At 58.8% G+C, this 14,600-nt stretch carries 9 protein-coding genes and 1 tRNA gene; 1 reads left to right on the forward strand and 9 read right to left on the reverse strand.

Annotated elements, in window-relative coordinates:
* Nucleotides 1–4: 4 nt before the first annotated feature.
* From RMO89_RS00905 to RMO89_RS00945, 9 genes are all read right to left on the reverse strand, one after another.
* Nucleotides 5–3,361, reverse strand: coding sequence for an Eco57I restriction-modification methylase domain-containing protein (locus RMO89_RS00905; RefSeq protein WP_310530653.1), 3,357 nt, complete (start codon nucleotides 3,359–3,361; stop codon nucleotides 5–7).
* Nucleotides 3,289–6,621: a helicase-related protein gene (locus tag RMO89_RS00910; RefSeq protein WP_310530654.1), complete on the reverse strand. Its 3,333-nt coding sequence runs from the start codon at nucleotides 6,619–6,621 to the stop codon at nucleotides 3,289–3,291. The genes RMO89_RS00905 and RMO89_RS00910 overlap by 73 nt, the downstream gene beginning before the upstream one ends.
* A gap of 210 nt (nucleotides 6,622–6,831) precedes the next feature.
* Complete coding sequence (gene mobF, locus RMO89_RS00915) at nucleotides 6,832–9,597, reverse strand: MobF family relaxase (RefSeq protein WP_310530655.1); 2,766 nt, start codon at nucleotides 9,595–9,597, stop codon at nucleotides 6,832–6,834.
* Nucleotides 9,597–11,432: a type IV secretion system DNA-binding domain-containing protein gene (locus RMO89_RS00920; protein ID WP_310530656.1), complete on the reverse strand. Its 1,836-nt coding sequence runs from the start codon at nucleotides 11,430–11,432 to the stop codon at nucleotides 9,597–9,599. The genes mobF and RMO89_RS00920 overlap by 1 nt, the downstream gene beginning before the upstream one ends.
* Nucleotides 11,429–11,800: a hypothetical protein gene (locus RMO89_RS00925; protein ID WP_310530657.1), complete on the reverse strand. Its 372-nt coding sequence runs from the start codon at nucleotides 11,798–11,800 to the stop codon at nucleotides 11,429–11,431. Before RMO89_RS00925 ends, RMO89_RS00920 begins: the two co-directional genes overlap by 4 nt.
* Before the next feature lie 207 nt (nucleotides 11,801–12,007).
* Nucleotides 12,008–12,598, reverse strand: a complete 591-nt coding sequence (locus RMO89_RS00930) for a hypothetical protein (protein ID WP_310530658.1) — start codon at nucleotides 12,596–12,598, stop codon at nucleotides 12,008–12,010.
* Nucleotides 12,599–12,700: 102 nt separating this feature from the next.
* Entirely contained in the window at nucleotides 12,701–12,898 is a 198-nt protein-coding gene (locus tag RMO89_RS00935; RefSeq protein ID WP_310530659.1) for an AlpA family phage regulatory protein, read from the reverse strand.
* Nucleotides 12,899–12,970: 72 nt separating this feature from the next.
* Entirely contained in the window at nucleotides 12,971–13,915 is a 945-nt protein-coding gene (locus RMO89_RS00940; protein ID WP_310530660.1) for a hypothetical protein, read from the reverse strand.
* A gap of 150 nt (nucleotides 13,916–14,065) precedes the next feature.
* Nucleotides 14,066–14,142 (reverse strand) — tRNA-Pro (locus RMO89_RS00945).
* Between the two features lie 267 nt (nucleotides 14,143–14,409).
* Here RMO89_RS00945 and yajC point away from each other — a divergent pair.
* A partial coding sequence (yajC, locus tag RMO89_RS00950) for a preprotein translocase subunit YajC (protein WP_310530661.1) occupies nucleotides 14,410–14,600 on the forward strand: 191 nt, incomplete at its 3' end.

Consider the following 14,600-nt stretch of genomic DNA (forward strand, 5'->3'; position numbering starts at 1 on the left):
CTATTCAATCGATCAACAGCGCACTACAGTCGCCCATTTCGTCGAAGTTTGTTTTTACAACTTGGCAATATGCAAGTTCTAAATCTGACTCACAATCAGTAATTTTCAAGTTTCTTGCCCAAATCATATCTGACTGATCTGTTATGTCCCGGCAAAGCGCAAGATTGTAATTTCCAATTCGCTTCCCGGCATTGAGTTTGAAAACTGTGTTTTCGAGCATCTTCTGATTCAGCTCACCAGAAAGAGCTATGAGTTTTCGCTTATCATCAATAGGTAGGTTAGTGATGAAGGGGATGCTCTCGAAGTTTGCTTTGGTAACATGGAAGTCGTCGCCGACGATTACCCACCAAATGAAAGCGATTTTCCCGTTCAGAAGGGTGTGAGCAAGGGCTGCGGAATCGCCGTTGCTAAATGAAGTTTGGCCTGACTCGGTAATTGGAAGCAATTTTCCATTGGCACCGTATGCCGGTGCCGGTTCATGGGCAAAAGACACCCAATTATATGCCGACTTTTTAAAATGAAGCTGATTGCGGTTGGCTTGGTTTGCGATCTCAGCATCAAGTGGGGGAAATTTTTGTTTGGCTAGTTCAAGCGCATTCAACAGTCGCTGGTTTCCTAGCTTGGGGATCAGGCCGTCCCAAGCCCTTTCGTCGAATTTGGCGTATTCAATACGCTCTACGAGATGTGGTCGCGCCTCTTCAAACCAGCGATGCGTGATTGTCGTGTGGTGGCCGGAACCCCCGGTTTTCTGGCCAATGTGAATCGTGTTGCGAACGCGCACATCGGCACTGAAAAGCGCTGCCGGAATGCGGGCAAACGATGAAAACCAATTTGCTGAGAATTGTTTGAGCAGGTAATTTCTAAGCGATTGGAAATTGCCGGAAAACGTCAAGCTCAACGGCACAATCATACCGTAAAAGCCCTTGGCCGAGGTCAGCGTAGCTGCGCGTTCCATGATCCACGCATACATGTCCGAACAGCGGTCGGTGTCGTAGCCTCGAACTGCATAATCTTTCCGAACGTCGGAGGCTTTGACGTAGGGTGGATTTCCAACCACCACATCAAAGCCGCCGCCGTTGATGATGCCGTAAAACTCAATGAGCCAATGGAAGGGCTTATGGCTAGCTTTCCAGGTTAGGAATTTGGCCGACGCAGCAAGGTCGTTGCCCACGTCCACGCCATAATCATTAGCCAGAAACCGGTCGAGCTGGCTTTCCAAGGCTCCAAGCCGCCCGCGCAATTCGGTCTTGTGCTCGGCCTCGATCCCGCCATGCAGAGTGGTTTGCTGCTCGCGGAACAAGCGGAATGCCTGATCAAGGTCTTGCGCCGCCGCTGTAATCTTCCCTGCGCGATCATCGAAATCGAAGCCGGTGGCCTCTGTGGCCTTCTTCACATCGGCGATGGAGGCATGGCCGATCAGCGTGTTGCCCGCGCGGATGTTAAAATCGATGTCGGGTAACGGCTCGATCTGGTCTGGGTTTTCAAGCTGGGAGGCCAGTTTCAAGAACAGGCGGAGCTTACAAATTTCCACCGCTTCATCCATGATATCCACGCCATAGAGATTGGCGATGATGATCGATTTGTAGATGAAATAGTCGCGATTGGGGTGCTGCGCCACCTGCGCCAGAACTGTGCGGAAATCGGAATAAACCTGACTGCGCCCACCACCGCTATCGGGTGCAGAAGCAACGAATTGCTCCATACGCTCAAGGCAGGCGTCATACAGGTCATACTGGATATTGAGCGCGGCAAACAGGAATGCGCCTGAACCACAGGCTGGGTCCAGAATTTTGATCGAGGATATGCCTTTCCAGAACGCACGCACAAGATCAGGGCTTTCGGCATACTGGATCACGTCGCGAGCGAACTGCCGGATATCGAGATTGTGGGTTATGAAATCCTCAATCCGCGTGATCTCTCCACAAGCGGCTTTGGCGCGGATGGCGTCATATCGCTCACGCCGCGCAATAACTTCACGCCAGATTTCGGTGGGCAAGCCGAATTCGCGCGGCGCGATCTTGTTCCAATCCGTGCGCTGGGCAAAATCATCTATGCCCGCCGCGATGTTTTCGGGCAGGGGACTGCCGGTGCCGTGCCGGACGGACTTGTAGATGTAAGCGTCGGGGTTTTCAGACAACAACCGCCAGACATAGCCGTCCGGCTCAAACGCCACTTTGTCATGGCCGGTGGAGTTCTGGAACAGCCACGGCACCACCGTGTTTTTGGTGATGTAATCGGTGATGTCTTCCTTGGTGTAGTAGGCCCCCATCTGCTTCTGGTTGATGTATTTTTCAAAGATATGGCCCAGAACGTCTGGGTTGATCTCCCTGCCATCAGCCTGTTCGATGGGGCGGGTGTCGAGCGTCCATTCATACTGGTCGAAGAAGTTGAAGACGCCCTCGAATGCCGCATCGGCAATCTGGATGGTGTTGCCATCGGCCTCCAGCGCGTGGGGTTCGAACAGCCCGCCGTTAAGATAGGGGATGGTGCCAAGCAATTTGGCCGTTTCTGGATCACGCGCGCCGACTGCGGTGGCCAAACCGCCATGGAACAGTTTCAGCAGGAAGGCCCGATAGAAGCTGTGGAACTGGTCGGTGCCTTTTGCCGCGCGGACCTGTGCCAACCGGTTTTTCAGATAGTCGATATCGCCATCCAGAAAGCGCTTTTTCTGGATGAAATAGACGAACATCAGTCGGTTGAGCATCAGCGACGCATACCACTGCCGGTCTGACACGTTGGCCAGCCCAGTAATGAAGCCAAGGAACTGGTCGTGCTGCTGCTTGAAGGCTTCGTAAAACCGCTTGGTGATCTTCTCCCGGTCAAACGCATCGCGCATGCGCAGCGTGGTTCCGGCCAGGGTCAGCCCCTCTTCCTCGCTGAGGGCGAAGGCAATGTGATCCAGCTTCTGGATCAGCGCATCGGGCGCGCTGCTGGCAAGCCAAGTATGCTCACGGAACGCCGCTGGCTTGCCCTTTTCACGGGCAACCCACTGCCAGATTTGCTTGGTCTGTGCGGGGTCGGTGAAAATGATCAGGTGTTCGTAGGCGCGCTTCGTGATCTCGCGCTCGATTCGCTGGCGGGTGTTGCGCTCGGGTATGGCGGGGCAATGGAAAATTCGGACACCGCGCTTGTCGGCCACGGGGGCAAGGACAAATTGCTGGCCTTCTGCATCCACGATTTCAGGCTGGCGCGATGACGGGCGATCCCAGCCCAGTTCTTCGATGAACAGTTTGGCGAAATCGAACGCCTTGAGATGGATTGTGGCGCGAGGCCTGTCGATTGCCATAGTCAGCCCTTCAAGCCCATTGAGCAGATAATCCGCAGTTCGCTGGGCGCTTCGTCCTTGTCCTGCTTCATGCACAGCCGCCCGTCCTCGCGGAAGGCGATCACCATTTCTGCAAGCTTGTGGTCATTGATCCCGGTTTTCAGGTGACGATTCAAGGTGTCGATAGTCGATTGGAACATTGGGTATTCGTAAATGTCGCCCATGGCCTTTTCGACATCGCGCACGAAATGATCGGTGACGAACAGGGTGCGTTCATTGCCCTGATGCTCAAGGAACCGCTTGAGGCGGTCGTAGGTTTTGAAACGCGCGCCCGAGGGACGGCCAAGTGCGCCGTGGGTGGTGCGCTCTTCCTGCATCAAATGCTCGACACCCATGCGCACGATTTCGTGGTGAAATTCTGTGCGTTCCAGCGGCGGCTCGTCGGGCAGGCATTCGGCGGCCCGCAAGATGGCAAGTGGCGATTGGGTCAAAATCTCGCCCTCGCTGCTCATCCAAGCGAGTGAATCATTGTCGTCGGGTGTGCGAATGTAAACCAGCGCGCCCTCTTTGGCGTCGGCAACTGGCGGCACGGCCTTGGTCGTGAAAACCACATCGGGCAAATCCTCGACCAGTTTCTTCAGCTTCGGGTCTGCGGTGATCGCGTTTTGCCAAATCTGAAATGCGTATGAGGCAAGATCAACCTCGCCGTCATCGTCACCATCAAGAATACCGGATTTCTCACTGTAAAGGTCTTGGATCGGGTTTTCCTTGCTGTCGTCCTCGAAGAACGCTTCGTCCGAACCCACAACTTCCTGATTTTCCTTCAACCGCGCACGGACACGGGCGCGAAGCCGGATTATCCGTTCAACGCCATCGGCGGGTAGGAAGGAATAGCAATTGATCGTGTCGGCCTGCTGGCCAATGCGGTCCACACGGCCCGCACGCTGGATCAGGCGGATGATCGCCCAAGGCAGGTCAAAATTGACGATAGTGGCACAATCTTGAAGGTTCTGGCCTTCGGACAGGACATCGGTGGCGACAAGCACGCGCAATTCGCCCTCGGCTTGCGCAATCTTTTCCTTCTTGTTTGACCTTGGACTAAATCGCCATGCGAGGCGGGTGGGGTTTTCGGACTGGCCGGTGACCGCGGAAATGGCAGTGATGCCCGCCTTTCGCAGTGCGGCCTCAAGAAAGCGCGCGGTGTCGGCAAATTGTGTGAATATCAGCAATTTGTCGGTTGGATGATCAACGCGGACAAGTTCGATCAACGCCTTCAGCTTGGTATCGCGGGCTTCGTCCCATGTCCCGCAAACGCGCAAAACTTCGCGCAGGGCGTCGATGTCTGCTTGCAGGTCGGTTTGCAAAGTTCGCTTGAACAGCGAGGGTTTCAGCCATTTGAAGCGCCGCTTCTTCGCATTGCTGTAAACGCCATAGATCAGAGCCGCCCGCTCACGCAATTTTTCCAGCCCGTCGAATGCCTGATCGGCCTCGACTTCACCTTCGCCATACTCGCCGTTGGCAAACAGCGTATCGGCAGCTTCGGAATCTGCATCCTCGTCCGATACGTCGAGCAGTTCGGCGTCCTGGGTTCCGATGGGCACCGGCAGTTCATTTTCGAGCGCATGGAGATAAACCAAATTGCGCATGATATGGCGTTGGAGCGATTGGATGAAGGCCGGACCGCCGCTTTCGAGCCGCTTGAACAGGTTGGTCTTGCAGAAGCCCATGAGCCGGATTCCCGCGCGACCCAGACCGTCCATGATTGTGTCTTCAGCGGGGGTCGGCGGATGCGCTGGATCGGGATTCAAATAGTTGGCCAGTCCGTAGCGCGGCAAGGTCAGTCCATCGACCGCCGATACAACTGCGTCGGAATATGCTTTGGCATACGGATCATTGGGGTCGGCGTCGTTGATCGCAAATTTGACCGATTTCGGCTGACGCACAGGGAAATAGGAACGGGTGCCATCGGAGAAGGTGATGAATTTACGCCCACTGACGTCGTCCGTCTGCGCATAGTTTTGGAGGATGAACCCGCGCGTCCGCCGGATCATGTAGAGGCGCATCAGCTCTCGCCAGTCATCAGTCTGGTCGCTTTTTTCGAAAGCGGGGATTGAGCGCACGGCGCATTGGTGTTTGCGGACGAATTCGGTTTCGCCACCGATAGCGCGTATCATCGCTTCCGGACGGACGCCGATGTCCTGATCGTCCTCGATGAACAGCCGGAGCTGCGAGGACAGGTCGATGAATGATTTGTTGTATGGCGTCGCAGATAACAGAATGCATTGGCTATCGTTGGATCGGATGTAGTCCTCGATCACCTTGTAACGCTTACCTTCGCGATTGCGTAGGTTGTGGCTCTCGTCGATCAGGACTGTTCGATAGCGGCGAAGATCTGGCAATTCGCTTTCGACCCGTGAAAGCGAGATGATCTTGGCCGATAGATTATAGGTTTCGACATAGTCATCCCACATTTCGACAAGGTTCTTGGGGCAAATTATGAGGCTGCGGCCATCGCTGTCTTCCAGTATCTTTAGCAGAGCCGACGCCATGATCGACTTGCCCAAACCAACCACGTCGCCAATCACGACGCCACCGCGTTTGTTGAGGTGATGAGCAGCCACCTTCACTGCGCTAGTTTGAAAATCAAAAAGCTTGTTGCCAAAAATAGCGGGTATCCTGAACTCTGATTGCCCAAGACGCGCCTCCTGAGCGAGGTGGTAGGCAATCTTGAGATAGACGTGGTATGGCTGCACCAGCGCCTCGCCCGCCCAACTTTCTTCTATAATCGTGGCCAATTCGTCGGAAATGTCGATGCACCAGCGGTCGTTCCAACGCGCTTCGAACCATGCGGCGAGCTTGTCACCAGCGTCGTGGTCCATCACATCGACATTCAGTTCGCCCTGAAAAGCCAAACCAGCGAATGTCAGGTTGCTGCTGCCTACAAACCCGACTTTGGGATTGACCGGGTCTGGTCGATGAAGAAGATATAGTTTTGCGTGCAAAGGGTGTCGTAGGAAAAGTTTGACGACAACTTTTTTTGCCCGAATTTGACGAGCGAGCCGCCGAAGGCCCGCCTCATCTATGTTTGTCGGCGTTCCAATAGCTAACTGCGCTCTAAATTCTTCGGCAAGTTCCTTTTTAAGCTCCAGAACACGCGCATTGTCGATGCCGTCGTCGTGAGAGACGGCAGCCAGCTTCTCTCGAAGACCTCGTTCGGGGGACTGGTGCATGCCGACCAGTAACCGGCAAGCATTGCCACTCTCGCCGGACCATGCCTCGACATGTTCATCTATTTGACGCCAACCGCGAAGATTAAAATAACCGACGCAAAAATCCGCGCGGTCCGAGACCGACATTACCTTTTTCAGTTCGGGCAAAAGTGTGTTGTCAATATTGTCAAATATACGAGGCATTTATGAGGTCTCTTCGACTGGCTGTTAGACTCCTGCCTATCATCCCATCATCCCCTTTCAAAGAGCAACACGGGCATTCATCTCACATTCCCTGCCATGATGGACGCCAAGGCGATTCCCGCTTTCCGTATGCCGGTTGTACCGCATCAAGGATCAACCCATCCCGGGCCCCATCGCCTTGCCCGCTGCTGGTGTTGGCATGGTGGCCTGCGCGATGGCGGCTTGCACCTGACCGGCCCGCTCATTGATTGCGGACACCAACTTGCCGCGATCATTGGTGAAGATCGCGACGGACTCCTTCGCGCGGGAAATCCCGACATAGAACGACTTCTGGTCGATCAGGTTGGTGGCCTTGCTGTCGGCGTGGATCATCACATGATCGGCGGTGCGCCCTTGGGCAGAAAAGGCGGTTTCTACATAAGCATGGGCAATGTGCTGATCGCGGGCAGCATCAAGGCTCAAGGTCTGGGTCTGCCCGCGCGGGCTGCGGATTTCCGCCGTGCGGGCCTGCGCGTCAATCGCGGTCACTTCGCCGCGCGCGCCGTTGATCCGCCCCGCCTCCCGGTCGTTGCGGGTAAACCGGATGCTGTCGCCGGTCTTGAGTTCGAGCAACTGCGGTGCAAAGGTCTGGCTGTTACCCGCGCCCCATTGCCGCAACCGCCAATCCACCTCGCGGCCATCCTCCGATTTGAGCGCAATGGCCGCTTTGGCGGGGTCGATGGCTTCGACGCGGTAGGCTTCCCCGCGCGTTACGCCCTTGTCGGCATAGTCACGGGTGAACCGGACCACATCGCCCTTGTCGTAACTCAATGGATCGCGAGTCTCGGCGCGGGTCAGCCCCTTGTTGGCAAGGCTCTGCATGGTGACGCCGGGACCCGTCAGCACTCCGGATTTGGCAAGTGCATCGCGTATGTCGGCGGTCAACGTATCGCGCCCCTCGCGCGACGGCTCGATAACAAGGGTGCGGGCACGGCTGGTTTTGTCCAGCTTGGCATATTGCTCGGCGATGGCAGCGAACCGCTCCGCACGGTCGGCATTCTCCACGATCCTGCCGCCGCCCCGGTCCAGCGCGGCGAGCGCCTTCTTGGCGTCGCCTTCGATGGTTGCCAGCACCGCGTCCTTGGTCGCGGTATTGGTCTGCCTGACGATCTCGCCGAGCTTGGCGGTTTCCATGCCCGCGCCCTGCAACTGCGCGAAGGCTGCGCCAGCCTCCACCGATCCAAGCTGTTTCACGTCGCCCACAAGGATGACGCGGGCGTTCTGTTTCTCCGCCAGGTCGAACAGCCGGGCGGTGTCGCGGGCTGACAACAGTGATGCCTCGTCCACGATCCATGCTACGGGCTTACCCTGACTGGGGCGCTCAGCTGACAATAGATGCCGGGCAACGGTATCGCTGCGCGCGCCAAGCGCCTCGCCCAGCACCATCGTCGCCGATGCGGTCGGCGCAAGCGCGACAACGGACACGCCGCGCGCTTCGGCCTCGCGGGCAAAGGTCGCAAGAACGGTGGTGGTTTTGGCCGTTCCTGCATAGCCCTGCAAGGCGGTGATCCGGTTGCCGCTGGTCAAAAGCTGCTCGGTGGCGGTGCGCTGGTCGGCATTCCAGCCAAAGCCCGCGCGTTCGCCCTGCGTCGATGCGGTGGCGACCGCTTTGGCGGCGGCAAGCGGTGTGGCGATGGGGGACAGTGCGCCGCGTCCTTCCGCCTCGATCCGCAGCAACTTGACCTCGGTTTCGACGTTGGCACGGGTGGTGAACCCGGCAAACTCCGCGCCGCGCCGGTCGATATGGATGCGGTCGATCAATTCGCCCTGCTTGGTGGCGGATGCGATGGCTTCCCCGATTTGCGCATAGCTGACCTTGCCCAGCCCGACGCGCCCGGCTTCCTCGTGCAAGGCAGCGGCGGAAAACACCGACTGGCGTTCGCCCAGCTTGTCGGCGGCCTGCGCAACGGCGCGGCTCGCGGCGCTATCACCCTGTAAGTCGATTGTGGTGCGATGGCCGCCGCTGGTGGCAATGGCTTCGGCCTCTTTGACCATAGCGAGCCTTGCCTCCGGCCCGAACCCGGCTGCACTGGCAGTATCGCGCCAATCCGCGACAAGCGCCGCAGGATTGGCGGCAACCTTGGCCTGCCGGGTGTCGAGCGCGGCAACCTGCTTTTCGGCGGCAGTGGCAACATCGCGGGACGTGCCGCGCTCGGCAAGCGCGGCCTCGATCTCGGCGCTTCGGGTGCTGAAAGCGGCCATGACCTCGGGCGAAACACCCTTGATCTCGAACATAGAGCCTTTGCCCACCTCGATCTCATAGCCCAGCTCGCGGACCTTCAAGGCCAGCTCCTGCCGGTAGATCGCGCCAATCTGCTTTTGCAGTTGGTAGATCGCGCGTGGTTCAAGGCTGCGCCAAGTGCCATCCACACCCTTGGTCGCGTTCAGGATGACATTATGGGTGTGGAGCTGCGGGTCTTGCGCCCGGCTGGTGCCGTGCTGAAAACTGGCGATCACCAGATTGCCGGTCGCTGCGCGGTTCACGGCGCCGCCGTCGCGGACGCGGGTAGCGGCCATATGGCTTTCAACATGGGCAAGTGCAGTTTTTACCGCTGCCCCGTGCGCCGCAACCAGTCGCCGGTCACCTGCGACCTCGGCCATGATCGACACAGACTTTGGCGCACTCAAGGTCACGTCCCAACCGGGGCGGTGTTCCAGCTTGCCGTCGCGTGTGGTGCCAAGCTGCTGGTCCGCAACTTTGCCGTCCAGCAAATCGCGGAACTGATCGCGGTCAACATCGCCAGATAGACCCAGCTCCTCCGCGCCCTTGCCCTGCCATTCCGATGGGGACTCGCCGCCGTCAGCGTAATATTCGCCAGCGGATTCATAGTAGCTGGCGGCCTGACCCGAGCTGGTCAGCGCGGAAACGGACGCGACCATCAGACTGGTCCCTTGCTATCAGGCACTGGCATGGATGGTGGCTGAGCTGCTGGCGCGGCGCTTGATGCCTGTTCCCAAAGCGTGTTCTTGGGATCGCCGGGGACAAATCCCGGCTGACGGGCAGGCCCGCGCCGCGCGATATGATCGGCTGTCAGCCTGATCCGGGCCACCGGCAACCCGTCTGGGAACAGTAAATAGCCCTCGAACTTGGGCAGGCGCAGTTCGCTTTCCAGTATGGCGGGGCGCATTTTGCGAGTTTTGCCGAGAGTGGTCCGGGGCTTGTCGTCGCCCTCGGCCAGCGCATCGGTCATGGTCTGGATTTCGACCTCGCACTCACCGATGGTCTGGCTGGCCCACGCGCGCGTTTCGGCGTCGATGGTTTGCAGGAACAGCTTGGTATTGCAGCAGCCCAGCATGGATTCGGCGATTTGCGGCCCATTGCGGTGCCGCATCTGGCCCAGTGCCTGAAAGGTTAGCACGACCGCCGCGCCGAATTTGCGGCCTTCGGGCAGTAGCCGCGCCAGATTATCGACACGCGGAAGGTCGGCCAGTTCGTCCAGCACGAACCAGATGCGCCGGTCGGGTGATGGGGACAAGCCCAGCACGGCGCTGGCTGCGCATTCCAGCCAGCAGGCGAGTAAGGGCCTTGACGCCTCGAAATAATCCTCCTTGCGCGGCACGAATATCCAAGGGCGGGCACCTTTCCGCTTATCCAGCCCATGAATGAAGTCCCGGAAGGCGAACGCGGAACCGCCACTGTCCTCAGTGCGAAGGAACTGGATCAGGTTCGCGGCCTTAGACAGCATGAACAGCACGCTGCCGGTCGCCCGGTCGGCATCATCGGCGAAGGTCCGCGCCGACGAACTGCCCGCAAGCCACACTTTGAGGTCGTCCTTGGTGCGGTCCTGCAGGGCGTTCAGCAATGCGGGCAATGTGCATTTGCCCTCGCGCCACAATGCGCGGATCATGTTGGCGACAAGGATACGGCTGGTGTCCAGCCATACGTCGCTGTCATGCTGTCCGGTTTCGGTGATTAGCTGGTGGGCGATGCGGTCGGCATCGGCGGGGTGGTCTATCTCGGCGAAGGGCGACCAGTAGGCACAGCGGGCATCGAACGGATTGAGGATCACGTCGCCGCGTTCGGGCCTGTAGTAATGTGCAACGAACTCGCCGCTGGTGTCATAAACCAAGGCGGCTTCGCCGCGCGCCTCAATCCGGTCGAGCAACTGGCGCAGTGCCGTGGTCTTGCCGCTGCCAGTCGTGCCGATCATCGCCATGTGCCGAGTTTCCAGCCTGTTCGGGATGGGGACGGTGCCAACGGAAAGTGCGCGGGCGTCGGCCTCCGCGCCGGTCAGCTTGGCAAGCTGCTTCTCGGTAGTGACGAGGGTTCCGGCGACAACCCGGTCCTGCAAGGCACGCTCCCGCCGCCGTGCTATAACCCCACGAAAAAGGATCAGGCTCGCGAGCCATCCGCCAAAACCCAGCCAGCAGCCCCATGTCGCGTAACCGAGGGTGCGGCGTGCCGCCACGCTGTAATACCGATAGGCGACAACGGCGCGGGCTGGAACGGCATAGGCTTGGCCGTCTTGGCTGATCGTGATTGCCGGATCGACCACGGTTCCTTGCGAAAACCACAGCTTCGACTTGGCTACGGCATAGGTGCCCGCTGCCTGCAAGGTCTGCTGGTCTAACATGACAAAAGGTGTAGCTACCGCGCCCAGGGCGATTGACGCCAGCATGACACCGGCCTGCCGCTTGAAGCGTGCGGCCTGATTGTTGCGGTTGTGGCGGCGCAAGGCATCGGCATGAGCGCGCCGGTCGTGGGGCTGGTTCATTTCCGCCCCTCCTGCGAGAGCCGCCGCTGGCGATCATAGGCCGCATTGATTTCGGCGGTGATGGCCTCATCGGACTTGCGCGCGCCTGACGCCGCGCTGCGGGCGTAGCAATATGCGGCGCAGGCCGTGAACAGCGCCCGGTCAAGCATTCGCTCCACGTCCACTATGCGGGTGCTGACGGACGCCAGTTCGGTGACGATTTCGCGGGTGTCGATCTCGTTGCCCGTCCCATGAACGAGGGCGGCGAGGCCCGCGTCCACGACGCGGGCGAGCATCGCATACTCGCTCAACCCGTGGGTCTTGGCGAACCCGACAAGGGTGCGGTGGCGGGCCGGGGTGAGCCGAACCGTTTGGGCGCGGGCGCTCATCGGGCACCTCCCGGCGAGATGCTATCCGCCATCGCAAGAAATGTCGCAATTCCGCCGTTTTTGCACTCTGGCATTTGATGGGATGCTATCAGCATCCCATCAAACCCGCAGAATTGCTGGATGCACCCGTGCGTGAGGTGTGTATCTGAATTGCTGGCTCGATGCGTAGCATCGCAGCCCCACAACATCGACTTTTGGACTATCGGTTCAGTCATGTTCCGGTCCTTTCCGACAAGCATCGCAAGGGGCGTCCGTGAGTTCGCCGGAACAGCAATTGTCGGCCTTGTCGGTTGCGGAAGCCGTGTTACCGGATGCCCAAGCGGCGATCATCGCTTTGGCTTTGCGGTCGGCCCTGCATCTGTCGAAATGCTCCGGGACAGGTGGCAGCGAGGTTAGATCGTGGTCCCCGACCCATGCCCGAATGACGGCCTCTATCGCCTGCTGCACCTTCTCATGCAGCGCCTGAGCCTCGAACGGATCAAGGTGGGCGGTTACGCCCGGGGACAAGATCAATCCGCCAAGCGGAACCCAGTCCCGCCCAGCTTCTTGCCAAGGCCCGTCGATCCTGCACCGCGACGTGTCGCCCTGATAGAATGCAAGCGGTGGCCGTTCGGCCTCGTGCCACGGGACAAGCGCGGTGCGGTATGTGTCACCGTCCTCGCCCTCGGCAAGCAGCTTGTTGATGAGCGGAACCGTATAGCAGGCGGTGCGGTATTCAGCGGTGAAACGCAGATTGACCTTGCGGCCAGTCCAGATGAAATCGGCAAGCCGGTCCATGGCGCGGTGGAAAATGGACATGGGGCATCCTTTCGTGAAATCACGATTGCAGGTGGTTTAGGAGGTGAAGGCAGGTGCGTCCTGCCAAGCAATCAAGCTGGGCGGGTTCGCCGGTGGGGCAGGTCAGTAGCGACGGAGTTGGAGGCCGTTCAGCCAGTCCTCGATGTCACCCGAACGCCACCGTATCTTGCCCGCGCCGATGTGGCAGGGGCATGGAAATGCTCCGCTGCGCGCGCGGCGATACAAGGTGGTGCGCGATTTGAAGCCGGTGACGTTGAGCACGTCGGTTACAGTCAGGAGCTGGTCCCGGTTCGGAGGCATTGCGTGGTCCTTTCATTCGTTGGAATGCAGGACGTGGCAAATCGGGGCATCAGCGTGAATTCAGTTCCACATTCACGGAAATTCATGCATCGGCAAATTGCGGAGAAAGCTATTGAACGGCGGATAGATGCCTGCGTGGATTTTCTCCATTCTGCTGTCAGCCGTTCCTTCTTCGCGAAGCTTTTCCTTCTTCTGTTCGAATGTCTTGCCTTCGAATTCCGGGCGTCGAAGTGCAACGATGATCTGGATCGCTTCCCGAAATCCCTTGGCCTTTGAACCCGCTTTGTCGGCATGTGACAGAAGCCAGTTGATGCGCTTGTCGAACAATTCGCGATCCGGGGTTTCAAGCAAGGTGCGCGATGTCACGAAGACGGGCGCAACTCGCCCGCCAAGTCTGACCCATAAGGCGCTCATCGGAATTGGCCTGTGCGGGGTGCATTGCCAAAGCGATTGATCGCGGCTGAGGACAAAGAGCGAGCCATGGTCCGCGAGGAAGGCACCGCGGGCTTTCTGTGACAGCGGCTTGACCGTTCCGTCCGGCAGCCGCTCGTCGCATATGATGTCGCCGTTCGCGATCAGATGCTTATAATCTTCCAGCGCTCTCAGATTGCGTTGGAGCACTACATTCGGCTCGGTGACCAGTTCGTCGATTTCTGGCTCGAAGCGAATCTTGCTCTTGTTGTGCGCCCAAACGAAAGTCACACCACTGGCCAGCAGGACCGCAACTCCGACGGCCATTGGTTCCCAGAAAACGGCAAGAGCAGCGCCAACCGCAACAGCCACGATGGATATGCCGCGCAAGACATCGAGGGCCTGTTGACGCCTGCGGCCCCGGCGCGCAGCCAATGCCATCGCGTCGAGAACTTCCTTCGGAATAATCAGCTCGATAGGTGTCCCAGCCGGTTGCTTGAGAAACGCAATGAAGCCGTCCCGGATTTTGACGAACTCGGCGGGGCTGAGGGGCAATTGCTCCTGCATCCGTCCCGTCAGATTAGGGGGAATCGGCCCGGCGTTCAATTCGGAAAAGGGGTCTGACGATGTTCATTTTTGATGCGCAGCGATGCATCGTGGTGAGAACATACTGGCATTATCTGCACCACCAGCGCACCACCATAACAAGATCGGGGTGTGCGTTGTCGAGAAATCGCCGTTAAGTCATTGAAATATTGGTCGGGACGAGAGGATTCGAACCTCCGACCCCCACACCCCCAGTGTGATGCGCTACCAGGCTGCGCTACGTCCCGACCGGTTCCAGCCTGCGGACAAGCTGTCCGCTGCGGAGAGCGCGCCTATAGGCATGGTGCCGGGCGGATGCAAGGCTGTTGCACACGGCCCGCGGTGGCCTTTTTTCCTGCACGCGTTTCTTGCACATGGGGGGCTTGCGGCGCGCGTTGCCCTTTACCATCTTTGCTGCTAACCCGCGCGCCACCAAGGGTCCGGTGGTGTCACGGGTGCAATGCATGGCATTGCGGGGCAGCAGGACCGTCTGAAAAAGAAAGAAATTTCCTCCCATGAGCAGCGCTACCCTTTCGCTCCTGGCCGCCGGTGCGGCAGCATCCAGCCCTCCCGCCTGGACCAGCTTCCTGCCGCTGGTGTTCATGTTCCTGATCTTCTGGTTCCTCATCCTGCGTCCGCAGATGCGTAATCAGAAGCAGCTGCGCGACAAGATCGCCAGCATCAAGAAGGGCGATCAGGTCGTCAC

Source organism: Novosphingobium sp. (genome assembly GCF_031424035.1).
In the GTDB taxonomy this organism is placed as follows: domain Bacteria; phylum Pseudomonadota; class Alphaproteobacteria; order Sphingomonadales; family Sphingomonadaceae; genus Novosphingobium.